Here is a 24,548-nt window from a genome sequence, read left to right on the forward strand (position 1 = left end):
GCCACTTCGTCGAAAAAGCCGCTGGTATCGACGCTGCGCATATTGGCCTGAACCTTGATCTGTTTCTTCTGGAACCAGTCGTAAATGGGGCCGTGCTGCACTTCGGTCGCGAGAAAATCGGTGTTGGCCAGATCGATGTCGGGCGGCGTCGAGTTCGCCGGTGTGGGCGCTGCGGCAACGGCCTTGTTGGGGCTGGCCAGCGATTTGAGGCGAATGATCTGGCGCTGACCATCGAAATATTTGTCGAGCAGTTTTTCGATGAAAAACAGCGTCGAATAGACCGCTGCCGGGGCGCCGCACTGGGGGCAGGCGATGCTTTGACCGGCGAGGTTGTCGGCCTGCTCGGCGAGCAGGGTGCATTTGTTGCAGCGGATGATGGCCATGGTGATGTCGGGACTGAATATGCACGAAGTATAAGCGCGGCGGGCCGGGCTGAACGAGGGCAGGATTGCAAATTCGGGCACTATTTTCGGTTGACCGTGGGCTTGCTTTGCATGGCCCGATGCCGCGCTAGTGCCCGCCAGCCGGGCCGGCAAGCCCGGCGACAATGCCGACGCTTGATCGGCGTCAACTCGCGCCCAAGACGCTGGTCATAATCATCAGCTCGATTTTCAACAAAGGGGAGGGGAAAATGCTCAGGAATGTAATGCAGGTGGGATGTCTTCTGGTCGTCGCGGCAACCGTGACGGGGTGCGCTTTTGGAACACGCCAGGCGCCCTTGTCCTATCCTCCGGCACCGGCCGGTGAAGTGCGGCAGACGGCGCCGACGGTCGAAGCGAGCAAGAATACGACGATCGTCCTGGAGAAATTCAATGACGAGCGTACGGACAAGTCCGTTGTCGGAACGGTCCGCAACGGTTTCGGCATGCGGACGGCGGACGTCGTGGCGAGCAAGGATGTCGCGGAGTGGGTCACCTCGGCGGTGGGGACCGAGCTTCGCGCCCATGGCTACCGGGTGGTCGGTACGGCCGAGCAAGATGGCAAGAGTTCAAGGGTCGTCGAGGTTTCAGGGAGCGTGCTTAACGCTTTCTGCGACATGTACATGTCTTACACCGGGCAGGTGTCCTTGCTGGCGAAAGTGAAAGGGCGTGACGGCGAGCTCATTGCCAAGCATTACAGCGGCGAAGGTTCGGCCGGTCTGGTCATGGCGGCGACTGGCGAATCCTTTGGCGAGTCGCTCGCCCTGGCCTTGCGCGATGCGCTCGGGAAATTCATGGCCGATCTGGACGGCAAACTGGCCGGGCAATAACAGTCCGTCGGCTGACCCGCGGCAAGAATGGCGCAGAGCGGATTTGCGCCGTTTTTTTGCAGGGGGCGAGGGGAAGCCCGCGTCCTGCAATGAAACTGCAACATGGCGGAAAGACAATGCTGGCCTCAACGTGTCGATTACCTTCCAGGAGATTTTCATGCGTTCGTTTCTCGCCACTTCCGCCATCGCCCTCGGTCTGACTGCCTGCGCCAGCCAAACGCCGGTTCCCGCCCGGCCGGTTGCGGCGACGAAGCCGGCTGCCATCGCCAAGGCTCCGCAGTGTTTCAACGGCGATACGGGCCAATTTGAAGCGGTCGGTACGGTTTCGACGATTTCCGGCCTCAAGGTCGCTTGCGAGAAAACGAGCGATGGCAAGCATGCCCAGTGGATGGGCACCCAGAAGTAAGGGCAAGACGATCAGCCCGAAGCCGTCCCCTGGGGGCGGCTTTTTGCATTTGGGGGGCGTGCATCGGGATTTCAAATTCCGCCCCGATTTCCGGTTGACCGTGGGAGTGCGCTTGCATTTCTGGCGCGGTCGGTGAGGCATGCCTTTGGCGCGGTAAAATCGGTGCCCCGATTTGCTGCCGCCATGAATGAAACACGATACCCCCGCCCGCCGCGCCGATCTTGCTGAAGCCCTCTGCCTGACCAGCGATCTGAAGCGCCTGCGCGGCATGCAGCGCGAATTGCTATCCCCCAAGGGGACTTCCTCCGGGGCGCGGTTGTCCGGCGAAAAACGCGAAAAACTGAATGCCGATTTCGTCGGCCTGCTGGCCCGCTCGCAGGCGGCGGTCGCCGAGCGTCGGGCCAAACTGCCGAAACCGGAATTTCAGAGCGATCTGCCGGTCAACGAGCGGCGGGCCGACATTGCCGAATTGATCGAGCAGCATCAGGTCGTCATCGTCTGCGGCGAAACCGGCTCGGGCAAGACGACCCAGTTGCCGAAAATTTGCCTCGATCTCGGGCTCGGTGCGCGCGGCCTGATCGGCCATACCCAGCCGCGCCGGCTGGCGGCGCGTTCGGTGGCAACACGCTTGGCGCAAGAGCTGAAAACGCAGGTCGGCGCTGGCGTCGGCGTCAAAATCCGTTTTCAGGACCGGTCGTCCCCGGAAAGCTGGGTCAAGCTGATGACCGACGGCATCCTGCTCGCCGAGTCGCAGTCCGACCCCTACCTCAACGCCTACGAGGCGATCATCATCGACGAGGCGCACGAGCGCAGCCTCAACATCGATTTCCTGCTCGGCTATCTCAAGCAGTTGCTGGCCAAGCGGCCCGACCTCAAGGTCATCATCACCTCGGCAACCATCGACGCCGACCGCTTTTCGACGCATTTCACGGTCAACGGGAAAAAAGCGCCGATTATCGAAGTCTCCGGCCGGCTCTACCCGGTCGAAGTGCGTTACCGCCCGGTCGAGGATCTCGACAAGAAAGACGACGAGCGCGATCTCTATGACGCCATCGTCGATGCCGCCGACGAGGTCTCGCGGCTGGGTGCCGGCGACATTCTCGTCTTCCTGCCCGGCGAACGCGAAATCCGCGAGGCGGCCGAAGCGTTAAGAAAGCACGCGCTGACTCGCCCCGGTTTGTCGAGCGCCCATGCTCCGGAAATTCTGCCGCTCTTTTCCCGCCTGTCGGCCGGCGATCAGGACCGCATCTTCAAGCCATCCGGCGGCCAGCGGCGCATCGTACTGGCCACCAACGTGGCCGAAACTTCGCTCACCGTGCCGGGCATCCGCTACGTCATCGATACCGGCCTGGCCCGCGTCAAGCGCTATTCCTACCGCAACAAGGTCGAACAGTTGCAGATCGAAAAGGTCTCGCAGGCGGCGGCGCGGCAGCGGGCCGGGCGTTGCGGCCGGGTCGCGGCGGGCGTCTGCATCCGCTTGTACGACGAGCCGGATTTCAACGCCCGGCCACCGTTTACCGACCCGGAAATCCTGCGCTCGTCGCTGGCCGGCGTCATCCTGCGCATGAAGTCGCTGCGCCTGACCGACGTCGAGCGCTTTCCGTTCATCGAACCGCCGCCGGCCAAGGCCATCGCCGACGGCTACGCGCTGTTGCAGGAACTCGGCGCGCTGACCGACGACAATGTGCTGACGCCGATTGGTGCCTCGCTCGCCAAGCTGCCGCTCGACCCGCGCATCGGCCGCATGCTGGTCGCCGCCCGCGATCTCGGCTGTCTCAAGGAGGTCATGGTCATCGCCGCCGGCCTGTCGGCGCAGGACCCGCGCGAACGGCCGCAGGACCGCCAGCAGGCGGCGGACGAAAAGCACAAATTGTTTGCCGACGAAAAATCGGAATTCCTGAGCTGGTGGAAGCTGTGGAACTGGTTCCAGAGCGCCGTCGAACACAAGAAATCGAACAAGCAGTTGGTCGACACCTGCCACGCCCATTTCCTCTCTTACCTGCGGATGCGCGAATGGCGCGAGGTGCATGGGCAGTTGCACGCGATGGTCACCGAGCTGGGCTGGGTGCGTGAATCCGGCGAGACCCATCCCCACCCCAACCCTCCCCTTGAAAGGGAGGGAGTGAAAACCAAGCTCCTCCCCCTTTCTGTCCCGCAGGGACGGTATCCCTTGGGGCAAGGGGGAGGCCGGGAGGGGGATGGGGCCAAGGCATCGGCAATCCCCCCCGCCACCTACGACGCCATCCACCAGGCCCTGCTCTCTGGCCTGCTCGGCAACCTCGGCTGCAAGGCCGACGAATCCGGTTTCTACCTTGGCGCACGGGGCATCCGTTACCTGATCCATCCATCCTCGCCGCTGCAAAAGAAGGCCGGCAAGTGGATCATGGCGGCCGAGATCACCGAGACGACACGCCTCTTCGGCCGCTGCGTCGCCCGCATCGAACCGGACTGGCTGGAGAAAGTGGGCGCTCACCTTGTCAAGCGCCAGTACTTCGACGCCCACTGGGAAAAGCGGTCGATGCAGGTTTCGGGCTGGGAGCGGACGACGCTTTACGGCGTGGTCATCAACCCGAAGCGGCGCATTCATTACGGCCCGATGGCGCCGGCCGAGTCGCGCGAAATCTTCATCCGCCAGGGGCTGGTCAGCGAGGAAATCGACGAAGCTTTCGCCAAGCGCTGGCCGTTCTTCCTGCACAACCAGAAGCTGATCCGCGAGATCGAACATCTCGAACACAAGCAGCGCCGGCAGGACGTGCTGGTCGATGACGAGCTGATTTTCGCCTTCTACGACGCGATCATTCCCGAGGGCATCCACAACGGCGCGACCTTCGACCACTGGCGCAAGGAAGCCGAGCGCGAGACGCCGAAGCTGCTCTACCTGGCGAAAGACGACCTCATGCGGCACTCGGCGGCCGGCGTGACGACCGAGGCTTTCCCGCATCATCTCAAAGTCGGTGGCGTCGATTACGCGCTGAGTTATCACTTCGAGCCGGGTTCGCCGAAGGACGGCGTGACGCTGACCTTGCCGCTCGCCCAGCTCAACCAGATTCCCGTGCTGCGCATGGAATGGCTGGTGCCCGGGCTGCTCAAGGAAAAACTGGTCCAGCTGATCAAGACGCTGCCGCAGAAGATCCGGGCGAAAGTGGTGCCGGTGCCCGAATTTGTCGAAGAATTCCTGTCGACCGTAGCCGGCAACGAAAAGAAGCTGAATCAGGGCCTGATCACGCCGCTCATCGATCACATCCTCGAAGCGCGCGGCCTCAATGCGCGCGGCTGGGCCGTGACCCCCGACGCCTTCCGGCCCGACGCGCTGCCGGCCCATTTCTCGATGAACTACAAGCTCATCGACGAACATGGCCGGCAGCTCGACATGAACCGAAGCCTGGTTGCCCTGCGCGCCGAGTGGGGCAAGCAGGCCAAGGACGAGTTCGCCGAACTGCACGAAACGCCATCCGAATTCACCAAGCTGACCGACTGGACTTTCGGCGAGTTGCCCGAGCTCATGGAGGTCCGAGTTGGGCCAAAATCGGCCGGCCAGACCGTGCTTGGCTACCCGGGCCTGACCGACGATGGCGAAAGCGTCAGCCTCAAGGTCTTCGATTCCGCCGAGGAAGCTGCCGCCGCCCATCGCGCCGGCCTGCTCCGCCTGTTCATGCTGCAGTTCCGCGATCAGGTGAAGTATTTCGACAAGAATATCCCCGGCCTGAGCCAGATGGCCATGCAGACCATGGCGCTGGGCAGCGCCGACGACCTCAAGAACCAGATCGTCGCTCTGACTTTCGAGCGTGCCTGCCTGACCGAACCGCTGCCGACGACGCCGGATGCCTTCAAGCGCCGCTGCGGCGACAGCAAGGCAAGGCTCGGGCTGATCATGCAGGAGGTCTGCCGGCTGGTCGGCACCGTGCTGACCGAGTGGCAGGCCGTGGTCAAGAAGCTGCCGGCCTTCAAGGCGCATGCCGCAGCGGTGGCCGACATCGAGGCCCAATTGAAGCGGCTGATGGGCAAGAACTTCCTGATCGACACGCCCTTCGAGCGCCTGCAGCACTACCCGCGTTATTTCAAAGCCATTGTTGTCCGCCTCGACAAACTCAAGGCCAACCCGGGGCGCGACGCGCAACTGATGGTCGAATACACGCCGCTATGGACCAACTACGAACGCCGCGCCATCCAGCTCGCCAAGCTCGGCACGCTCGATCCGCAGGTCGAACAGTTCCGCTGGCTGCTTGAGGAACTGCGCGTCGGGCTCTACGCGCAGGAATTGCGGACGCCGGTGCCGGTGTCGAGCAAGCGGCTGCAAAAACAATGGGAAGGAATCAAGAATGGGTGACGAGAATGAATGAAGTCATGCTCGCGTTGGCGCGAACCTTCGCCAACCTCAAAAGCAGCAAGGTCTGGCTCTATGTCCTGACCCCGGCGCTGTTCTCGCTGTTGCTGACCATCGCGCTGGCCGTCTGGGGTCTGGGCTGGATGGTGCAGCAGATGATGGACTACCCGCCGATGACCTTGCTCGTCGGCTGGGGGCTGGTCTGGGTGGCGCATATCCTGGCCTACCTCGGCGGCTGGATGGCGATCTTCGCTGCCGCCTACCTGACCGCCTCGCTGCTGGCGGCCATCGTCATCATGCCGCTGATGCTCAAGCACCTTTCTGAAACCGAGTACCGCGATGTGGCGGCGATGGGCAAGGACAGTTTCGTCGCGGCTACGGTCAACAGCGTTTTTGCCTCGATTTTGTTCATCGCCGGCTGGCTGATCACCGTTCCATTGTGGCTGATTCCCGGCTTCTCGCTGCTCGTTCCGTTGCTCCTCATGGGCTGGCTGAATCGCCGGACGTTTGCCTACGACGCGCTGTCCATGCACGCCACGGCCGGTGAGTGGCAGGAGATTCGTAGCGGCCAGAAAACGCCGCTGTTCATGCTCGGCCTGACCATGGCGCTACTCGCCCACATTCCATTCGTCGGCCTGCTGGTGCCGGCGCTGGCCGCGCTATCGTTCGTTCATTTCGGGCTGGAAGCCCTGCGCCGGTCACGCGGCGGGGCGATTGTCACCATCGAGGGAGAAAGACTATGAGCCGTACCTTTGGCGCCATCATCATCGGCGACGAAATCCTGTCGGGCAAACGCCAGGATAAACATTTCGCCAAAATCGCCGAACTGCTCGGCGCCCGTGGCCTGCGCCTGAGCTGGGCCGAATACCTCGGTGACGACCGCGAACGCCTCGCCGCCACCTTCAAGCGCACGATGGCCGCCGGCGACGTGGTGTTTTCCTGCGGCGGGATCGGCAATACGCCGGACGACCACACGCGACAGGCCGTGGCGGCGGCGCTCGGCGTCGATCTGGTGCTGCACCCGGAGGGTTTCGAGGAGTTGAAGGTCCGTTTCGCCGGCGAAGAAATCACCGACCAGCGCCGTCAATTGGTCACCTTCCCGGCCGGCGTAAAGATCATCCCCAACCCGTTCAACCGCATTCCCGGCTTCATGGCCAACGACCATTACTTCGTGCCCGGCTTTCCGCAAATGGCCCACCCGATGATCGAATGGGCGCTCGATACGTTCTATCGGGACCAGTTCAAGGCGGTCGCCGGCACGGTTGAAAAGGCTTTCCTGCTGACCGGCCCGACCGCCTACGAAAGTGCGCTGCTCGACCTCATGGAGCGCATCGTCAAGGATTACCCGACGCTGCGCCTGTTCTCGCTGCCCTCGCTGGTCGGCAGGGAGCGCAAGCACCTCGAACTCGGCGTCGAAGGTTCGCCGGAACTCGTCGATCAGGCAATGGAAGAGATTCGCATCGAAGTCGAAAGCCGGGGAATTCACTGGAGTTGGCGCCCCTGATCCGCTTTTCCGGTTTCTTACGGTCAACCGTAAAAAACGGCCAAAATTGAAATCATCACAAATGACAGACGTAAAAAAACCCGCGAATCTCGCGGGCTTTTTCGTCAGCGCAGGGCGCCGGAATTACTTGGCAGCGGACTTGCGAGCCGCAGCCGTGGCGCTGGTCTTGGCCGGGGCGGCAGTCTTGCCGGCGGCCGCCATGTTGGCTTCGGCGATGTCGGACAGTTGCTTGGCCATGCCGGTCATGTTGTCGAAAGCCTTGGTCGAAGCATTCAGCATCGACTGCATGGTGGCGGCGAAAACGTCACCGCCGACCGGTGCCGAGGTCTTGGCCTTTTCGACGGCGCTGTTGATGTTCTTGGTAAAGCTGCCGTACTGGGCTTCCATGACCGAAGTGACTTCTTTTTGCATTTCGGCGACCAATTCATAGACGCTACGCGAGTAGTCCATCCACTTGGCGGCGTTCGGCTGGGCCAGTTCGCCGTTCAGCTTGGCGACCGCATTGGCATCCTTGGCGCTCAGCAGCTTCTGGCTACCGGCGATGGTGTTGTTGAAAAACTCGCGGGAAGCCGCCATGTTCAGGGCGGTCAGGCGCTCGACGCCGTCAAAGGCGGTGCGCAGCAGGGTCGTCATGACTTCGGCGTTGGCTTTTTGGGCGGCGGTCAGTTGGTCGAAATTCGGGTTGCTCATTGTCATCTCCAGTTTGATTTTGTGCTGCGGACGAAACGAAAACCCCCGCCGAAGCGGGGGGTATAACGGGCAAATTACTTTTTGGCCTTGGCAGAAGCGGCGCCAACAGCCTTGACAGTAGCGTTGGTGGCGGCAGCGACGTTGGCTTCGGTGATCTCGGCAACCTGCTTGGCAGCCTTGTTCATGTTGTCGAAAGCGGAGGTAGCGGCAGCGATGGCCGACTTGACGGCTGCAACGGCCACGTCAGAACCCGCCGGGGCCGACTTGGCCGCCTTGTCGAGCAGGCCGGCAACGGTCTTCTGGAAGTCGCCGAACTGGCCTTCGACCATCTTGGACAGTTCTTCCTGGGTCTGGGCCGAGATTTCATAGACGGAGCGCGAGTAGGCAACGGCCTTCTCGACATTCGGCTGAGCCAGCGAAGCCTGGATCGACAGGGCTTCCTGGACGTCCTTGGCACCCATCAGGGCCTTGGCGCCGGAGACGGAATCTTCAACCAGCGAACGGGCGGTGTTCAGGTTCAGGGCAGCGATGCGCTCGGCAGAGGCCAGCGCGGTGTTGGCCAGGGAGAGCAGGGAATCAACGGTTGCCTTGTTGGCGGACGCGAATTGCTCAGGGGTGGTGAAGTTGAAAGCCATGGGTTATCTCCAGAATTAAAAGGTTATGCAGAACAGTCCTAAACCGTTGCAGCGCTACCCCATGAAACGATGTTGCACTGCACCATGGTCTTTATTATAGGGAGGATTGTTGTATTGTCAACATTGTTTTTGTGCGCTGCACAAAAACAAATAAGCCAATTAAAATCATGGGCTTGGCGGCTTTCGTTGGCTCAGTGAACTCTGGGGTTTCTGGCCGCAGGAAGCCTGCGGCGCACGGCTATTGTGCGTTTGGCGCTCCGAGGTTGCCGGCCCCTTTGAGTTCCAGATGTTCGCCGCGGGGGGCTGGCTTGGCGTCGCTGTCCTTGCCCTTCGGCTGGATGACGACGCGAACGCGGCCCGGTGGCGCTTTCGGGTCGCGGGTTTCGCCGGCGGTGACCAGATATTTTTCGCTGACCGCGTCGTACCAGATGTAATCGCCGCGAACCTGGTCCTCGCCGCTCTTGACCCAGGCGCGATGGAACAGTTCGACGACTTCGCTATTGGTGTTGTACTCGATGCGCTCGCCCTCGCCCTCGACGTATTCCTCCTTGCCGTCGCGCTTCTGGCGGAAGCGGGCGAGCCCGTTCTTGCCGCCGAAGGCCGTGCCCTTCTGAAAGCCGTACGGGTCTTCCTTGATCACCACGCGGTCGGCTTTCAGCGTCATCGTGCCCTTGGTGATCAGGACATCGCCTTCAAGTATCTGGATCTTTTTCGCATCGTCGATCGAGACGCGGTTGGCCTCAAGCAGCATCGGCTTGTTGCGGTCGGCCCGTTCGGCAAGGGCTGGCAGGCTGAGCAGAAGACAGAGGGTGAGCGTGGCAAGTCGAGTGGTCATGGCGCGGGCCCGGGTCGGATGTATTGCCCGCGAACCTGCGCTTGCAGGACGAGGGTAGAAGTGTTGTTGTCGATATGGATGCCGACGCCCTTGACCCACGACTGCCCCTGGGTGATTTCCACCGGGCTGCCGGTGAAGGCGGTGCCGGCCTCGGGCTGGGCGGTCAGGTCGGGCATGCGGGCAACCATTTCCAGGCGATCCGGTGTGGCTGCCCGGACCACGCTGACGTTGTCCCAGAGAAAGATCGTTTCGCCCTTGGCGGTGACTTTGGCGTGATCGCCGGTGACGGTGACCGTGGCGCCCTCGGGGCGATAGCTGATCAGCGTTGGCGACTTCAGTTCGGAGGTGTCGTCGTCGGGGTAATGAACGAGATAGGGGGCGGTGAGCCGATATTTGATCTGGCCGTTCTGGCCGAAACGACGCACGGTAAAGTTTTCGGCTATGGCATCCGGATCATGGCGGAATTTGCCGTCGTGGTTCGTTTCGCCACGGTCAACGGTACTTTGTAGCCAAAAACTGATCCCGGCCAGGAACAGCAGAACGATGACCGGAAAGAGTTGGCTGGGCCAATGCTTCATGGTGTGTTGAGGTAAGGCGCGAAGGCCGCGTCGAGCTTGCCCTGCGCGGCGAGGACGAATTCGATGGCCTCACGCACGGCGCCCTTGCCGCCGCTGGCTTCGGTCACCATGTGGGCGCGTTGCTTGACGACGGGGCGGGCGTTGGCCGGGGCGATGGCCAGGCCGCAACGAGTCATGGCCGGCAGGTCAATCAGGTCATCACCCATGAAGGCGAGTTCCGACCACTGCAGCCCGAGTTGTTCGAGCAATTGGCCGGAAACGGCACCCTTGTCGCCGACGCCGTGGAAGACGTGTTCGACGCCGAGATCCCTGGCGCGGCAATTGACGACGTTCGATGTCCGCCCGGTGATGATGGCCACCTTGATGCCGGCGCGGCGCAGCAGCACGACGCCGAGGCCGTCCTGGACGTTGAAGGTTTTTAGTTCGTGGCCGTCGTCGGTGTAATGCAGGCCGCCGTCGGTCATCACGCCGTCGATGTCGAAGGCGACGAGCTTGATGTTGGCGGCGCGGGCTTTGCTGTCCATCAGATGACCTTGGCGGTGAACAGATCGTGCATGTTGAGTGCGCCGATCAGGAGATTGTCGGCATCGACGACGAGCAGCGCATTGATGCGCAGGCGTTCCATCATTTCGACGGCCTCGACGGCCAGACGATCCGGATCAATGGTGCGTGGCGACGGGTGCATGACCGAGGCGATGTCGCCTTGCTGCAGGTCTGTGCGTTTTTCAAAAGCCCGGCGCAGGTCGCCATCAGTGAAGATGCCGAGCACCTGGTTGGCCGGGCTGGTAATGGCGACCAGGCCGAGGCCGCCGCGCGACATGGCGATGATGGCATCGGTGATCGGCGTGCCGGGGGCGACGGACGGAACCTTGTCGTTGGCGCGCATGACGTCGCGAACATGGGTGAGCAGGCGGCGGCCAAGCGAACCGCCGGGGTGCGAGCGGGCGAAATCCTCCGGCCCGAAGCCGCGGGCATCAAGCAGCGCGACGGCCAGCGCATCGCCCAGAGCCAGGGCCGCCGTCGTGCTGGCGGTTGGGGCCAGGTTGTGCGGGCAGGCTTCCTGGGCGACGCCGGCGTCGAGGTGAATGTCAGCTTCGCGGGCCAGCGTTGATGTCGGCACGCCGGTCATCGAAATGATCCTGGCGCCCTGGCGCTTGAGAGCGGGCAGGATGCTGAGCAGTTCGCCGGATTCGCCGGAGTTGGAGAGGGCGAGCAGTACGTCGTCGCGGGTAATCATGCCGAGGTCGCCGTGGCTGGCCTCGGCGGGGTGAACGAAATAGGCCGGGGTGCCGGTGCTGGCCATGGTGGCGGCGATCTTGCGGGCGATGTGGCCCGATTTGCCCATGCCGCTGACGATCAGGCGGCCATGGCTGTTGAGGATCAGTTCGACGGCGCGCGAAAAATTTTCGTTTATTCGGCTTTTTAGTGCGTCGACCGCAGCAGCCTCGATACTCAGGGTCTGACGACCCAGTTCCAGAGCGCGTTCCGGCGAGAAGCGGGCGGTAGATTGGCTTGGGTTCATGGGCTGGCTGAGGTTATGATGGCCGGAGTATACCCGACTTCACGCAACGACCTTGAGCGCACTCTCCCTCGTCCTCCTTCTGCTTGGTGCCTCGGTTCTCGCCGTGGTCATTTTCCGTCGTTTCAATTTGCCGCCGGTGCTCGGTTACCTGTTCGTCGGCTGCGTCATCGGCCCGCATGCGCTGAACCTGATGAACGACGTCTATCGGGCCGAGCACCTGGCCGAATTCGGCGTCGTTTTCCTGATGTTCTCGATTGGCCTCGAATTCTCGCTGCCCAAGCTGTATGCGATGAAGCGCATCGTGTTCGGCCTCGGCATGCTGCAAGTGTTGTTGAGCATGGCGCTGATCGCCGGGCTCGTCATGCTCCTCGGCGTCAGTTGGCAACTGGGCATCGCGCTCGGCGGTGTCTTTGCCATGTCATCGACGGCCGTTCTGACCAAGCTTCTGGTCGACCGCCAGCAGCTCGACTCGGTGCACGGACGGGAGATTTTGGGCGTTCTGCTCTTCCAGGATCTGGCCGTGGTCCCCCTGCTGGTAATTATTCCATCGCTGACCCAGCCACCGGAAAAGCTCGCCATGTTGCTCGCGGTGGCTTTGTTCAAGGCGGTCGTCGTGCTGGCCGTCATTCTTGTCTTCGGCCAGAAGCTCATGCGCAAATGGTTCCATTTCGTCGCCCGCGCCAAGTCGTCCGAAGTGTTCGTGCTCAACGTGCTGCTGATTACCCTGAGCTTGGCCACCATCACCGAGCTGGCCGGGCTGTCGCTGGCGCTCGGTGCCTTTGTCGCCGGTATGCTGATTTCGGAAACCGAATACAAAATGCAGGTGGAAGAAGACATCAAACCCTTCCGCGATGTGCTGATGGGGCTGTTCTTCGTGACCATTGGCGTCAAGCTCGATCTGCATATCCTGGTCGGATTGTGGTGGCAGGTTTTGCTAGCGCTGCTCAGCTTGCTGCTGGTCAAGTCGCTGGTCGTCGGCCTGCTTTCGTGGCGCCTGGGCGCCTCTCCGGGCAATGCCATCCGCTCCGGCTTGTGGCTGTGCGCCGGCGGCGAATTCGGCTTTGTGCTGCTCGGCGAAATCATCAACATGCCCCGGGAAATCCAGCAGGTCGCGTTGACCGTGCTCGTCCTCTCGATGCTCATCGCGCCGTTCATCGTCCAGTACAGCGAGCGGATCGTGGTGCGTTTCGTCGCCAGCGAATGGATGTTGCGCTCGATGCAATTGACCAGGATCGCCGCTCAGTCGATGGGCGCCGAAAAACACGTGATTCTCTGCGGTTTCGGTCGGAGCGGACAGTATCTTGCCCGTTTTTTGAATCAGGAAAACATTACCTATGTCGCCCTCGACCTCGACCCTGACCGCGTCCGGGAAGCCGCGGCCGGCGGCGAAAACGTCGTTTATGGCGACGTCGGCAGAAAAGAGGCTTTGCTCGCCGCCGGCCTGATGCGGGCCAGCGTGGTAATCGTCACCGTCAGCGATACCCCGTTGGCCGAGAAAGTCCTGCACCACGTTCAGGTGTCGCGCCCTGACTTGCCAGTGGTCGTCCGCACCTTTGATGAGCGCGATATGGACCGTCTGACTCGGGCGGGGGCGGCGGAGGTTGTGCCGGAGGTGCTGGAGGCCAGTCTGATGCTTGCCTCCCACGCGCTGGTGCTGGTCGGCGTGCCGATCAATCGCGTACTCAAACGTATTCGGCAGACCCGTTCCCAGCGTTACAGTCTATTGCGCGGCTTTTATCGCGGAATATCGGACCGCGATTACGACGATGATGATGAGCATCACCCACATCTCCATTCGATATTGCTGGTTTCAGGCGCGGCCGGGATTGGGCAGACACTGGACGCGTTGAACCTTGACGAGCTGGATTGCGAAGTCAGCGCCATCCGTCGGCGCGGTATTCGTGCCCTGGAGCCAGCTCCCGAAACGCGGCTGGAGGAAGGCGACGGCGTGGTCGTCCTTGGCTTGCCGGAGGCGGTCTCCGCTGCAGAGGAGCGTTTGCTGCGAGGCTGAAGCGTCGTTAGGCCTTGCCCGATTTTCGATTTTGGCCGATTTTTCCGGTTGACCGTAGCAACCTCGCCAAAATGAAAAAGCCCGCCGGGGCGGGCTTGATTCTGAACAGGGTTCGTTTTTACAGGCTGGCGCAGACTGTGTATTGCTGTCCATCGACGATGTTTGCGGTAGCAGTTGGTTGGGTTGATCGCGCCGAACCCATGGGTACGGCCTGCACCGACCCGCCAGCCGTATTGCCATCGTCCATCGTTGTGTCGATTTGCCGGACGTAGCGACCAAGAATGCCTTCCGAGCAGACAAAGACAGCGCCGCGCATGCCGGCAATGAAAGGGGCTGCCACACCGGCACCGTTGATGCCGCTTTCGATGCCAATGAAACCACCGTCGGCGTTGCGAGGACGGTAATTCTGATCGCCGGTGTTGGTGGCGCCAGTAGCCAAATTGGCTAGGCGGACATGCTGCCAGAAGACAAAAGTTTCATCAGTAACGGCTGCGGCATTCCAGTTTCCATCAATGCGCCCGTTGTTGCTGGTGCACTGGCCGTTAGTATTGGCCGGAGCGCAAGCGGTTGCGGCTGCAGCAGCGCCAAAGGCGTCAGTCAGTTGCTGCTGTGTTTGATCTCCGGGAAAACTTTTAAAGCGATCCTGGTAACCGTAAACCAAGGCCGACGTAGTCCTGAAGTCATTGACCATGTTTTTAACCTTGGCACTGTTGATCAATTCCTGCCCCTTCAGTACGCCGCCCAGCAATAGCCCGATAATGACCAGGACAATGGCGATTTCGACGAGGGTGAAGCCTTTTTGTTGGTATTTCATGGCATGCTCCAATTAAATTCTGCTTAATCAACCGCAAATTCCGTGCCTGTGCATTTGGGCGTCGATTTGACAATTCTTTACAAAGAATCGAGCGGCAAGTGTCGAAATATCGACAGGGTGTCTGAAACATGAACACTGGCATGGTTAAAAAAATTGCCAGCCGCTTGGCGGCCTGGCCACATTTTTTGCTGGCGACTCATTTGCTGATGCTTCATGCACTGGCATTTGGCGGTTGGCAGATTCCCGCCGTTCGCCTTTTGTGGGTGGTGGCTCTCGGCCTTTTCCTGATTTGGCAACCGTTTGTCGCCGGCGAGCGCCGGGTCGAGTTGCGGCAAGGGGGGGTATTGCTTGGCGTGGTTCTGGTGTCCACGCTTTTGCTTGGGCCGTGGCTATTATTGATCTGGTGCGGCGCACTAGCGGCGGCTATTGGTGGGCGGGTGCTGGGCACAGAAAGACCTGGCGAGCGCTCCGGCTATCTTCTGGCATTCGGCTATCTCGTTGCGATCACTGTCCTGGGGGTGGTTCCGGAAATATCGCCGGCAGTAGCCATTGATCCGCTCTTGCGTGGCTTCCTCGCCCGCTTCATGCCGATTTTTTTGCCGCTCCTGCTGGTTTTTCCGGCCCGGGCGCCGCAGCGGAAATCTGGCGAAGCCTTCGACTTGTTCTACGGGGTCATGGTTTTTCTTGTCCTCGCCGTGTTTGTGCTGGGGGCGCTGGCTTACATGCTGGTTGGCGGCGCCGGCTATGTCGAAGCCTTGTTCAAGACTTCGCTGGCGGTTGCCGGGGCGTTGCTGGTCGTGGCTTGGGCCTGGAACCCGCGCGGCGGATTCTCCGGCATTGGCTCGGCTATTTCGCATTACATGTTGTCGCTCGGCATGCCGCTTGAACAGTGGCTTGTTCAGCTATCCGAGGAGAGCGAGCGTCATACAGACCCCGCAATGTTTCTCGATGCGGTCATGCTGCGCTTAAAGGGCATGCCGTGGGTCGTCGGTATCTCATGGCGCGCTGGAGAGCGGGAAGGGCAATCCGGCGAGCAAACCTCGGACGTTCACACTTGCCGGGCCAACGAGCTCGCGTTGACTGTTCATTTTCATCATTCCCCATCACCGGCCATGCGTTGGCATGTCGAGTGGTTGCTGCGCCTCGCTGTCGAGTTTTATCTGGTCAAGTTGCGGACACATCAGTTGCAGCGCATGACCTATGTTCAGGCCATCTACGAAACCGGGGCGCGGGTGACGCATGACGTCAAGAATCTGCTCCAGTCCTTGCAGGTGCTTTGCTATGCCGCGAATCAGCCAGGTGATCCGGTCGAGGTGGCCGCTTTGCTCGGCCGACAGCTGCCGCAGATTGCGGAGCGTTTGAAAGTGACACTGGAAAAACTGCAATCGCCACAAATCGAGCCTCTGGAAATGGCCGATGCCAGCGCATGGTGGCGCCGTTTCAAGGCACGTAACGCGCATTTTCAGGTCGATTGGCAGGGGGAGGCCGCTGCCGGCCTCTCCTTGCCGGCTCCCTTGTTCGATAGCGTGGCTGAAAATCTGCTACAGAACGCCCTGGCCAAGCGCTTGCGTCAACCGGGTCTGGCGATCAGCGTGCTTTTTGCCGATGGCAGCCTGACAGTTTCGGATGATGGTCAGGCCATTGCGCCTTCCCTGGCCACTGCCTTGCTCAACGAGCCGGTCACTTCTGAAGATGGCCTGGGAGTCGGTTTGTATCACGCCGCCCGCCAAGCCGACGGGGTGGGCTACTCGCTGATCCTGGCTGAAAATCGGCCGGGGCGCGTTGCGTTTACTTTATCGCTCCGCCGGTAGAGGGTTCCGCCCGTAAGCCATGCAGGCGATAAACGAGCGTATCGCCCTTGCCTTTAAGGTAGAGCGTTAATGGCTCATCGAAAGCGAAGTGCTGTGCCAGCCGCTGGTGAGTCGTCGTGTCGACATGGATCATCCCCGGGGTGCCTTCACTGGTGATCCGGCTGGCCAGATTGACGGTGTCGCCCCACAGGTCGTAGATGAATTTCTTCTTGCCGACGACACCGGCAACGACTGGTCCGGTGCCGATGCCAATGCGAACGTCGAGATGCATGTCGTTGACCGTGAAGTCGCGATGTAACAGATCGCGCATGGCAACGGCCAATTCAGCGATGGAACGGGTGTAGTTGGTCTGCTCGTTGTTGAGGCCGCCGGCGACCATGTAGGCGTCGCCAATCGTCTTGATTTTCTCCATGCCATATTGCTCGGCCAATTCGTCGAAAGACGAGAATATCCGGTTGAGCATGGCGAAAACCTGCTGCGGCGTCAGTCCTTCGGCAATCCGCGTGAAATTGACGATGTCGACGAACATCACCGTTACGTCAGCAAAGCCATCGGCGATGGCCTGGCTGTCGCGCTTCAGACGTTCGGCGATCGGGCCGGGCAGGATGTTGAGTAGCAGGCGTTCGGAGCGATCCTGTTCTTCCTGTAACAGCCGATGGGTTGCTTCCAGGCTGGCCTGCGCCTTGGCTTTCTCGAGAACCGCGTAGCGCAGCAAAAGGTAGACGATGCTGGAAATCGCGGCAAAGTTAAGGGCAAAGAAAAAAACGCTGGTCCGGATTGAGATTTGCGGAGCGCCGCTGGCCAGGCTGTCGGCCAGGAAATAGTCGAAAAAGCCGGACAGCGCGGTCAGGAATATGTAAGCGAAGAACCAGGCCAGTGATTCGCGTGCACCGAAGAACAGCACGGCGCCGATCGGGGCGAGCAAGCCCCACAGACTGGTGCCGCTCGCCGTGATGAAGTTGCCGATGCTCCATTGCACGGCAAACGGGGCAAACAGGAAAAGGGCCAGTTGCGAATAGCGAAACAGGTCGAAATTGCCGCTACGAAAGTAGTAGAGCAGGTTGCCAACGAGCAGCAACTGGAAAATGAACGGTGCATTGGCCGAAAACTGCGGCCCCATCTGGCCATACAGGAAGAGCCAGAGCATCGAGCCGGCGCACACCAGGCCGGTGGCAAAAACCAGCAACGACTTTTTCAGGCGCGTCTCGGCATTATCTTCCGGAAGAACTCCTCCGGTACGCAGCGCGACAAGGAATGGCTGGCGATTCACGGGATGCTTTGGCGGTGCAAGAAGGGCAGGGGGATTCAGTGTGGCAGTCGGCCTGTCACCGGTCAATATGCCGAACGATTGGCGCAAGTAGGTTTATGGAAGCCGACCGGCTGCGATCAGCCTGTTATAAAGAATGTTTGGGGAGAGCCAGATGACGAGGTCGTCAAATTCATTGGCGCCTAGGGGGGTGGGGGTATGGGAGATAAACAGCCGGTCGTCATCCCCATTGGCCTGCTCATCGGTGCTGCTTGGTGCTCTGGCCCCGTTTGTCCCGCGTGAGTATATGACGGCTACTGCAGTTGTAGCCAGCTCGGCATTCGGGGCGCAGGTGGCTGTCAATTGACCCGGAGTTTGGATGTTTATTGCCGTGTTGCAGACCTGCAGGTCTGGTGCCAGGACAAGCGCTCCAACGCTACCATTCCAGGCGGTGCGAATGCCGTTGGCTGTGGTGAAGCAGCCATTAGGGCAGAAGGTGCCGTGTTTGTAGGATGTGACTGCATAGCCAATCGGGTTGCCCCATCCATCGAGTACGTAACCGCTCTGGTCTGTAGGCGCCAGGCCGAGCGTAACCCCCGGTAACAGGCCGTCTCGCGGACGGGTGCAAGCGCCTCCTCCAACAGGAGATTCAACTCCCGTTGTCGACGGAGTGGCCGGGCAAGGCAGGCGGCCATGGGCGGCAACATAACCCAGCAATACCTCTCGGATTTCATCTAGGCGATGCTGAGTTTCCGATGCTGCCATGTTTTCCTTCTGGGCCGACAACGTCATCATCAGGCCACCGGAAAGCAGTGCAACAATGACCAACACGATAGCCAGTTCAACTAGCGTAAAGCCTGATTGGCGTGGAAATTGTGCGGTCATTTGAATACCAGCAAATCATTGAAGGTGGCTGACACGCTTTTTGCCTCGAAACTGCCATCATAAACTGTGGCGTTTCCATCTTCGAGAAAATTGCCGATGATAGCCGTGGCGGCACGGTTCTGGTTTAGTGGGGGGGATGACAGGGCTTGGCGAGCCAGAATAACAGCGACCTGGATGTTTGTTTTGGTGCCAATGACTAAGCATGATCCGCAGGTTGGCAGGACGATACCCGGTTTGTATGCATCGGCGATTGCATAAAACACTTGCTCGCGCCAGTTATCGCGAAACCACTTGTCGGTGATTGTGCAGGAAGGGATATTTCCCCAATTGCTGAGCATCTGGGGGTTAGCGCCTACAAGCGGAGCGCAGGCAACTTCAGTCGGGCCGTCTCCCCCTGTGTTGCACATTTGGTCAGGTACGCGACCAAATAATGCACCGGCAGTATCACTATAGTTTCCGGCTGCGGAACTGACCATGCTGGCCGGCCAAGGGTAGCGCCCCAAATTGTTGTTAATGCCATCGTTATAAGCGGCATAGGCGTTGAGGCAGTTTATAACCGTGGCTGCGACTTGTTTTTCGAGCAAGGGCATGAGGTCGTTATAGGTCACAACAACCATCATGTCATTGACCAGAATCCGGCCTAGCGAGTCGCGAACGGGGCCATTGGCAAAACCATTAACGCCGTAATCGACGAAGTCTGCGTTGTCCTCCGTAGCTGTTTCATCAAGGAAGCTGCTCTGCGTGTTTTCTCCTGCAGGGGTTCGATCCTGAATGACGCCGGCGTTCAGCCGCTGCAGCGGTGGACCTGGCGCGATAATGACGGCGATTACGTCCGGCACGACGTTGCCGTCACTATCGACATAGCGAATGCTGCCAGATGTGTCGCTGTTCAGAGGCGTTTTGCGGGTACGCTCCTTGAAATTATTTGATACCGCGTACCAAAGGCGTTCCCCGCTGCCATCCCGTAGGTCAGGCAGTCCGAGACTTTTCCAAGGCAGGTGGCCGAGCCGGAGCGCTTGCCCTGTAGTTCCGGCAGCGTTGCCACACGAAGGTTCTTTGTTTCCATCGTTGTTCATGTCGGGGCAGGGCAGGTCGCCAGGGCGGAAATTGCCAGACGGATAGACCGAAACGGCATAGGCTATCAGGGCCTGTTTTGCCAGATTCAGACTGTTTAGCGTCTGTCGCTCCTGTTCGAGTCGTCCTGCTGATCCGTTCCAGGCGGAGATGAATAGCGTCGCGCCAAGTCCGAGTCCTAGCAATAGCATCAACAACAGGGCCGCACCTCGCTGATAGTCTCTAGAAGTTGCCATGTTAGCGAGCCGGCTTGATCACGATCTGCCCGTTGCCGATCACGCTTTCGCGCTCGCCGGTGGCTGGATTGAAGGTGTCGCCGACCGGGATTCGTGGCTGCTGTGCGCTCCCGTCCCAGTCGGCTTCGCCGTTGATCCAGCGGATGCGGCGGCCGTTGCTGCTGCGGACTTCGCCGTTGATGGTCTGGTTGGCCTGGTTGCCGGCATCGGGCTGGAAGCCGGGGTTGTGCTGGCGCTGGGCGTCGAGTTTGGCGCGTTGCTGCGGGTCAAGAAAGAGGCGGCCGAGGGCGGGCTGGTCGGCGAGGCTGGCGGCCGTGGCTGACAAAAGCAGGAGGAGGGTGAGCAGGCGGGGCAGGCTCATGGGCGGTCCTTGGCCGGGCGCAGGGTGATCCATTGCAGGTCGCATTCGGCGCCGAGCTGGGCCAGGGTTTCGCGGCCGTCGGCCTGACGCGGCAGGGGCGAGAGTGTGCAGCTGCGCACGATGACGAGGGCTTGGGCGTTTTTCTCGATGCGGGTGAGGAAGTTGAGCAGGTCTTCTTCGTGCAGGAGGCGGAGCTTGACGTGCTGGGTGCTGCTGAACCAGCTGTAGGTGGCGTCTTCGCCCTTGTCGAGGTTGGTCTGGGCGCCGAATTCGTAGCTCATGCCAGGGATGCGTAGCTCGCGTTGGGCTTCGCGGAGCATTTCCATCCAGTCGAGCCGTTTTTCTTCGCCGGTGATGCCGGCGTTTTTTAGCTGCATGAGAAGCGCGGTGCGTTCGCGGATTTCCTGCTCTTCAGTGCGCACCTGGCGCAGGCGTTGTTCGATCTGATTTTGGGTGGCTGTCGCGGTGCTGCGTTCCTGCCCGGCTTTGTCTGCGTCAAATTTGCTGGCCCAGCCGAGCAGGCCGGCGGCGATGATCATGGCCAGCGCGGCGAGCAGGGGCAGCCAGAGTTTTTTGAGGTCGCGGCCGGTTAGGGTCATGGCGCCTTGCTCCGGGCGATTTCGACGGCAAACTGCCGGGGCTGGGTTTCTTCGTCGAGCCCGTCGCCGCCGCGCAGGGCTCGGCCGGATTCGATGTCGAACGGTCGTTGCAGCACCTTGACGGTGTTGGCAGGATCGGCGCCGAGCGCTTCGACAAACTGGTCGAAGACGGCCAGGATTTGCCGGGTCGTCGCCCGTTCAAGCTCGATGGCGCCGCGGATGGTGATGATTTCGGGCTCGCGAACCCGGTTTGCTACGGTCAACCGGAAATTTTGCCCATTTTTCCAATCGATGCCTTCGAGGATGATGGCCGGCATGCGGTCGAGAATCTGGCTGACCATGACGTAGCTTGCGGTCGGCTGGCGTTGCTGGGTGACCAGTTCGCCGTAGCGGCTGGTTAGCCGGCGCAGCGTCTCGTGGTCGATGCCGAGTTGCGGGAAGGTGGCGGAGATTTCCTGGTAACGCCGGTTGAGGTCGGCTTGGCTGGCCGCCAGGGCGCGGGTTTCGTCGCGCAGTGTGCTGGCGTCGTAGGTTTCCTTGGCGGCGAACAGGACCCCGCTGAGCAGGGCGATCAGGCCGGCGGCAATGAGGCCGTGGCGAATCTGGGCGAGGCGGAAGTGGTGGCGATGCGTTTCACCGGCGAATTGCTGGGCTGGCGGGACGGTGGCGAGCAGGTGCAGGAAGAGCAGGTCGCTGCGATTGTCCTCGGGCGGCGTGTGGAGCTTGAGCTTGCCGGCGGCGGCATGACTGTCGATAAGCGTGAAGTTGAGCGGGCCGCGTGCGGGGCAAGCCTTGTCAATGGCCGGGATGGTCTGCGGATGGGCGAGGATGAAGGTGGGCAGGTTTTCGTCGCGGCCGATCAGACGCTGGCCGATCAGGTACTGGTGCAGCTTGCCGGCTTCGGCGGCAAAAGCGCTGGCGATACCGGCAATGCTGCTGTCGGTGAGCGGGGCCATGCGCGAAAAATGGGCGTGGCCGTCGACCAGGTAGGTCTCGCGGATCGAATGATCCTGCAGGGTGAGTAGCAGGCAGCGGCTGCTTTCCTGGCCCAGCTTTTTGAGTAGCTGGCCGCCCAGTTGGGCTACCGTGTAAATGCCGGCCAGCGGCACCTCGGCATCGCTGATCCGGCGCAGCCACGGTTCGAAGTGGGCCGGGTTGGTCAGGGCGGAGAGCAGCAGCTTCTCGTTTTTGCGCTGCCGTTTTTCGTAGCCGAGCGAAATGGCCGCAGCGAGGGGCGTGCCGAGAAAATGCTGACCGATTTTGCGGGTGATCAGCGTTTGCCGGTCGGCCCCCCGCAGGAAGGGGATGGTTTCCAGTGCATGGCCTTCCTCGGCCACGTTGGCGAGCAGCGAGAACCGGCTGCTGGTGTGCTCGGCGAGGTAGTCGGCAAACAGCCGAAAGCCCTCGTCGTTGTGGTCGAAGACGCCCTCGCCGCGCAATTTGCCCTGCTGCCAGCGGTAAGCCGACAGGCGATGGGTGTTGAGGTAGAGGAGGCGGCAGCTCACGTTTTGATCTTGCTGATGACGTCGTAAATGGGGCCGATGACCGACAGCATAATCCAGCCGAGCAGGGCGCCCATGAAAAGCGTCAGCATCGGCTCGATGAGGGCCTGCGCCTTGCCGACCGATTCCTTGACGTCACGGTTGTAGAAGTAGCTGACGTTGAGCAGCGCCTTGTCCAGCCCGCCGGTGCTTTCGCCGATGCGCAGCATGCGCACGACGAGCGGCGGAAAGAGGCCGACATCGCGGAAGGCGACGGCGACATTCTGGCCTTCGCGGATCGATTGTTCGACACGCTCCAGCGCCTTGCGCACGACGCGGTTGCCGACGATGGCCTGGGTCGTGCGGATCGATTCGAGCACCGGGATGCCCGAGGCGTAGAGCATGGCAAAGGTGTTGGCGAAGCGGGAAAGGATGATCTTGTTGAGGATGGGGCCGATGATCGGCAGGCGCAGCTTGATGCCGTCCAGCCGAAAGCGCGCCAGCGGGTTGGTGCGGAGCAGCGCCTGCAGGGCAAGGACGGCGATGATCGGCAGCGCCAGGAAGATGTACCAGTAGTTGACCAGCAGGTCGGAGATGAAAAACAGCAGCTTGGTGTGCGGCGGCAGGACTTGCCCCATGTTCTTCACGAACAGCTTGAGCTGCGGGACCATGTAGATCATCAGGAAGAAGGTGGCCGAGAGCACGATGGTCGCCACGAAAGCCGGGTACATCAGCAGCTTTTTCGTGTGCGAGGCCAGTTCGTCTTCCCATTTCAGCGATTCGGAGAGGCTGGCCAGGACGTCCGGCAGCTGGCCGCTCGCCTCGCCGGCGCGGATCAGGTTGCAGAACACCTGGCTGAAAATTTCCGGGTGGGCGTTCATGGCCTGCGACAGGGTCTGGCCGCCTTCGATGCTTTCGATCAGCCCGGCCATCACTTCGCGGAAGCGGGGATGGTCGACCGAGTCGCGCAGGTCGGTCAGCCCTTCAAGGATGGGGACGCCGGCCCGGGTCAGGTGTTCGAGGTGGAAGCAGAAATTGATCAGCTCCGGGCGTGGCACGCGCTGCGCGCCAAACAGGGCGCGATGCTGGATCGGCGAGCCGGAGATCAGATCGAGATTCATGCGTTTGAGGCGCATTTCGAGGTCGACCAGATTGATCGCATCGAGTCGTCCGTAGGTCATCCGACCTTCGACGCTGACCGCCTTGTAATCGAAAAGCACGCTTACATCCGATCGGTCAGGTCGACGACGCGGGCCAGTTCTTCAAGCGAGGTCGTGCCGTTGAGCACGCGCTGCATGCCGTCGTCGGCCAGCGTGGTGAAGCCCTGGAGCAGCGCTCGCGAGCGAATTTCGTGCGTGGTCGCCCGGCGGGCGATGAGTTCATCGATGCCGGCGTCGATGCGCAGCAGTTCCATGATCGCGATACGGCCGCGGTAACCCTGGAAATCGCACAATTCGCAACCGGCAGCGCGGAAGAGCACCGGGCGCGGTCCGTCGCCAAGATCGCCAAGCAGCCGGATTTCATGCGGTTCGGCGTGGTACGGCGATTTGCAGTGATCGCACAGGCGGCGAATCAGGCGCTGGGCGATGATGCCGATGATGTTGCCGGACATCACGTCGGGCAGCACGCCGATGTCGAGCAGACGCGGCACGGCGCCGATGGCCGAGTTGGTGTGCAGGGTGGTGTATACCTGGTGGCCGGTCATGGCGGCGCGGAAGGCCATTTCGGCCGTTTCCGCATCGCGCACTTCGCCGACCAGGATGACGTCCGGGTCCTGGCGCATCATCGAGCGGATGCCGTTGGCGAAATCGAGCTTGGCGGTTTCCGAGACCGAGGTTTGGCGAACCATCGCCATCGGGTATTCGACCGGGTCTTCGAGGGTCATGATGTGGATGCCCTCGGAATTGATGTGGTTGAGCACCGAGTACAGCGTCGTCGTCTTGCCGCTGCCGGTCGGGCCGGTGACGAGGATGATGCCCTCGGGCCGCGAAATCATGAGCTTGAGCTGGTGCAGATGCTCCTCGGCCAGGCCCAGACCTTCCAGCGGCACGATGCCCTTCTGCCGGTCGAGGATGCGCAGGACGATGTTTTCGCCATGGATGGTCGGCTGGCTGGCGACGCGGAAGTCGATGGGCCGGCCAGACACCGTGAGGCCGATGCGGCCATCCTGCGGCGCCCGCATTTCGGCGATGTTCATGCCGGACAGCACCTTGATGCGCACCGTCATCGCCGGCCAGTAGGATTTATGCAGGGCGCGAATCTGGCGCAGCATGCCGTCGATGCGGTA

General features: G+C 61.2%; 24 protein-coding genes. 7 read left to right on the top strand and 17 right to left on the bottom strand.

Features of this window, described 5'->3' with window-relative positions:
• A partial coding sequence (locus ADADOO_RS02275) for a hypothetical protein (protein WP_511274644.1) occupies positions 1–383 on the bottom strand: 383 nt, incomplete at its 3' end.
• Between the two features lie 248 nt (positions 384–631).
• On the opposite strand from ADADOO_RS02275, the gene ADADOO_RS02280 reads away from it, so the two are divergent.
• The 5 genes from ADADOO_RS02280 (at position 632) to ADADOO_RS02300 (ending at position 7,483) form a co-directional block, all read left to right on the top strand.
• The gene (locus ADADOO_RS02280) at positions 632–1,249 is read left to right on the top strand and encodes a YajG family lipoprotein (protein ID WP_511274646.1); all 618 of its coding nucleotides are present in this window, start codon (positions 632–634) and stop codon (positions 1,247–1,249) included.
• Positions 1,250–1,406: 157 nt separating this feature from the next.
• Positions 1,407–1,655, top strand: coding sequence for a hypothetical protein (locus ADADOO_RS02285; RefSeq protein WP_511274648.1), 249 nt, complete (start codon positions 1,407–1,409; stop codon positions 1,653–1,655).
• A 187-nt stretch (positions 1,656–1,842) separates the two neighbouring features.
• Positions 1,843–5,982: an ATP-dependent RNA helicase HrpA gene (hrpA, locus tag ADADOO_RS02290; RefSeq protein ID WP_511274650.1), complete on the top strand. Its 4,140-nt coding sequence runs from the start codon at positions 1,843–1,845 to the stop codon at positions 5,980–5,982.
• 5 nt (positions 5,983–5,987) lie between these two features.
• Entirely contained in the window at positions 5,988–6,722 is a 735-nt protein-coding gene (locus ADADOO_RS02295; protein ID WP_511274652.1) for an EI24 domain-containing protein, read from the top strand.
• A complete protein-coding gene (locus ADADOO_RS02300) occupies positions 6,719–7,483 on the top strand; it encodes a competence/damage-inducible protein A (RefSeq protein ID WP_511274654.1) in 765 nt (254 codons plus the stop codon). The genes ADADOO_RS02295 and ADADOO_RS02300 overlap by 4 nt, the downstream gene beginning before the upstream one ends.
• A gap of 123 nt (positions 7,484–7,606) precedes the next feature.
• On the opposite strand, the gene ADADOO_RS02305 is transcribed toward ADADOO_RS02300, so the two are convergent.
• The 6 genes from ADADOO_RS02305 to ADADOO_RS02330 all read right to left on the bottom strand — a co-directional run bounded on the left by ADADOO_RS02305 (position 7,607) and on the right by ADADOO_RS02330 (position 11,743).
• Positions 7,607–8,173 (bottom strand): phasin family protein, encoded by a 567-nt coding sequence (locus ADADOO_RS02305; protein WP_511274656.1) that lies wholly within the window; start codon positions 8,171–8,173, stop codon positions 7,607–7,609.
• A gap of 74 nt (positions 8,174–8,247) precedes the next feature.
• A complete protein-coding gene (locus ADADOO_RS02310; RefSeq protein WP_511274658.1) occupies positions 8,248–8,808 on the bottom strand; it encodes a phasin family protein in 561 nt (186 codons plus the stop codon).
• Between the two features lie 238 nt (positions 8,809–9,046).
• Positions 9,047–9,643, bottom strand: a complete 597-nt coding sequence (lptA, locus tag ADADOO_RS02315; RefSeq protein WP_511274659.1) for a lipopolysaccharide transport periplasmic protein LptA — start codon at positions 9,641–9,643, stop codon at positions 9,047–9,049.
• A complete protein-coding gene (gene lptC / locus ADADOO_RS02320) occupies positions 9,640–10,221 on the bottom strand; it encodes an LPS export ABC transporter periplasmic protein LptC (RefSeq protein WP_511274661.1) in 582 nt (193 codons plus the stop codon). The genes lptA and lptC overlap by 4 nt, the downstream gene beginning before the upstream one ends.
• Positions 10,218–10,745: a KdsC family phosphatase gene (locus ADADOO_RS02325; protein ID WP_511274663.1), complete on the bottom strand. Its 528-nt coding sequence runs from the start codon at positions 10,743–10,745 to the stop codon at positions 10,218–10,220. The genes lptC and ADADOO_RS02325 overlap by 4 nt, the downstream gene beginning before the upstream one ends.
• On the bottom strand, positions 10,745–11,743 hold the full coding sequence (locus tag ADADOO_RS02330) for a KpsF/GutQ family sugar-phosphate isomerase (protein WP_511274665.1): 999 nt from the start codon (positions 11,741–11,743) through the stop codon (positions 10,745–10,747). The genes ADADOO_RS02325 and ADADOO_RS02330 overlap by 1 nt, the downstream gene beginning before the upstream one ends.
• A gap of 52 nt (positions 11,744–11,795) precedes the next feature.
• Between ADADOO_RS02330 and ADADOO_RS02335 the strand changes: the two genes are divergently transcribed.
• Positions 11,796–13,754: a monovalent cation:proton antiporter family protein gene (locus tag ADADOO_RS02335; protein WP_511274667.1), complete on the top strand. Its 1,959-nt coding sequence runs from the start codon at positions 11,796–11,798 to the stop codon at positions 13,752–13,754.
• Positions 13,755–13,872: 118 nt separating this feature from the next.
• On the opposite strand, the gene ADADOO_RS02340 is transcribed toward ADADOO_RS02335, so the two are convergent.
• Entirely contained in the window at positions 13,873–14,580 is a 708-nt protein-coding gene (locus tag ADADOO_RS02340; protein ID WP_511274669.1) for a prepilin-type N-terminal cleavage/methylation domain-containing protein, read from the bottom strand.
• Positions 14,581–14,645: 65 nt separating this feature from the next.
• A complete protein-coding gene (locus tag ADADOO_RS02345; protein ID WP_511274671.1) occupies positions 14,646–14,903 on the bottom strand; it encodes a hypothetical protein in 258 nt (85 codons plus the stop codon).
• A gap of 27 nt (positions 14,904–14,930) precedes the next feature.
• On the opposite strand from ADADOO_RS02345, the gene ADADOO_RS02350 reads away from it, so the two are divergent.
• Positions 14,931–16,379, top strand: a complete 1,449-nt coding sequence (locus tag ADADOO_RS02350) for a hypothetical protein (RefSeq protein ID WP_511274673.1) — start codon at positions 14,931–14,933, stop codon at positions 16,377–16,379.
• Here ADADOO_RS02350 and ADADOO_RS02355 read toward each other — a convergent pair.
• From ADADOO_RS02355 to ADADOO_RS02390, 8 genes are all read right to left on the bottom strand, one after another.
• Positions 16,357–17,649 carry an adenylate/guanylate cyclase domain-containing protein gene (locus ADADOO_RS02355; protein ID WP_511274674.1) on the bottom strand — a complete coding sequence of 431 codons (1,293 nt, stop codon included), beginning with the start codon at positions 17,647–17,649 and terminating at the stop codon, positions 16,357–16,359. The two genes, ADADOO_RS02350 and ADADOO_RS02355, sit on opposite strands and share 23 nt — an antisense overlap.
• Before the next feature lie 93 nt (positions 17,650–17,742).
• Positions 17,743–18,510, bottom strand: coding sequence for a type II secretion system protein (locus tag ADADOO_RS02360; protein WP_511274676.1), 768 nt, complete (start codon positions 18,508–18,510; stop codon positions 17,743–17,745).
• Complete coding sequence (locus ADADOO_RS02365) at positions 18,507–19,781, bottom strand: hypothetical protein (RefSeq protein WP_511274677.1); 1,275 nt, start codon at positions 19,779–19,781, stop codon at positions 18,507–18,509. The genes ADADOO_RS02360 and ADADOO_RS02365 overlap by 4 nt, the downstream gene beginning before the upstream one ends.
• Positions 19,782–19,821: 40 nt before the next feature.
• Complete coding sequence (locus ADADOO_RS02370) at positions 19,822–20,181, bottom strand: hypothetical protein (RefSeq protein WP_511274679.1); 360 nt, start codon at positions 20,179–20,181, stop codon at positions 19,822–19,824.
• The gene (locus ADADOO_RS02375) at positions 20,178–20,780 is read right to left on the bottom strand and encodes a hypothetical protein (protein ID WP_511274681.1); all 603 of its coding nucleotides are present in this window, start codon (positions 20,778–20,780) and stop codon (positions 20,178–20,180) included. Before ADADOO_RS02375 ends, ADADOO_RS02370 begins: the two co-directional genes overlap by 4 nt.
• Positions 20,777–22,285 (bottom strand): hypothetical protein, encoded by a 1,509-nt coding sequence (locus ADADOO_RS02380; protein WP_511274683.1) that lies wholly within the window; start codon positions 22,283–22,285, stop codon positions 20,777–20,779. The genes ADADOO_RS02375 and ADADOO_RS02380 overlap by 4 nt, the downstream gene beginning before the upstream one ends.
• Positions 22,282–23,481 (bottom strand): type II secretion system F family protein, encoded by a 1,200-nt coding sequence (locus ADADOO_RS02385; protein WP_511274685.1) that lies wholly within the window; start codon positions 23,479–23,481, stop codon positions 22,282–22,284. Before ADADOO_RS02385 ends, ADADOO_RS02380 begins: the two co-directional genes overlap by 4 nt.
• Positions 23,482–23,483: 2 nt before the next feature.
• On the bottom strand, positions 23,484–24,548 hold a 1,065-nt coding region (locus tag ADADOO_RS02390; RefSeq protein WP_511274686.1), incomplete at its 5' end, for a GspE/PulE family protein.

The sequence above is a fragment of the Azonexus sp. genome (assembly GCF_036170495.1).
Taxonomy (GTDB): Bacteria; Pseudomonadota; Gammaproteobacteria; order Burkholderiales; family Rhodocyclaceae; genus Azonexus.

What these genes read in the sequence shown, in the direction of transcription:
- lptC (WP_511274661.1), bottom strand. Translation starts at nt 10,221, where the DNA reads ATGAAGCATTGGCCCAGCCAACTCTTTCCGGTCATCGTTCTGCTGTTC.
- ADADOO_RS02295 (WP_511274652.1), top strand. Translation starts at nt 5,988, where the DNA reads ATGAATGAAGTCATGCTCGCGTTGGCGCGAACCTTCGCCAACCTCAAA.
- ADADOO_RS02370 (WP_511274679.1), bottom strand. Translation starts at nt 20,181, where the DNA reads ATGAGCCTGCCCCGCCTGCTCACCCTCCTCCTGCTTTTGTCAGCCACG.
- ADADOO_RS02330 (WP_511274665.1), bottom strand. Translation starts at nt 11,743, where the DNA reads ATGAACCCAAGCCAATCTACCGCCCGCTTCTCGCCGGAACGCGCTCTG.
- ADADOO_RS02310 (WP_511274658.1), bottom strand. Translation starts at nt 8,808, where the DNA reads ATGGCTTTCAACTTCACCACCCCTGAGCAATTCGCGTCCGCCAACAAG.
- ADADOO_RS02375 (WP_511274681.1), bottom strand. Translation starts at nt 20,780, where the DNA reads ATGACCCTAACCGGCCGCGACCTCAAAAAACTCTGGCTGCCCCTGCTC.
- ADADOO_RS02280 (WP_511274646.1), top strand. Translation starts at nt 632, where the DNA reads ATGCTCAGGAATGTAATGCAGGTGGGATGTCTTCTGGTCGTCGCGGCA.
- ADADOO_RS02325 (WP_511274663.1), bottom strand. Translation starts at nt 10,745, where the DNA reads ATGGACAGCAAAGCCCGCGCCGCCAACATCAAGCTCGTCGCCTTCGAC.
- lptA (WP_511274659.1), bottom strand. Translation starts at nt 9,643, where the DNA reads ATGACCACTCGACTTGCCACGCTCACCCTCTGTCTTCTGCTCAGCCTG.
- ADADOO_RS02305 (WP_511274656.1), bottom strand. Translation starts at nt 8,173, where the DNA reads ATGAGCAACCCGAATTTCGACCAACTGACCGCCGCCCAAAAAGCCAAC.
- ADADOO_RS02360 (WP_511274676.1), bottom strand. Translation starts at nt 18,510, where the DNA reads ATGACCGCACAATTTCCACGCCAATCAGGCTTTACGCTAGTTGAACTG.
- ADADOO_RS02285 (WP_511274648.1), top strand. Translation starts at nt 1,407, where the DNA reads ATGCGTTCGTTTCTCGCCACTTCCGCCATCGCCCTCGGTCTGACTGCC.
- ADADOO_RS02300 (WP_511274654.1), top strand. Translation starts at nt 6,719, where the DNA reads ATGAGCCGTACCTTTGGCGCCATCATCATCGGCGACGAAATCCTGTCG.
- hrpA (WP_511274650.1), top strand. Translation starts at nt 1,843, where the DNA reads ATGAAACACGATACCCCCGCCCGCCGCGCCGATCTTGCTGAAGCCCTC.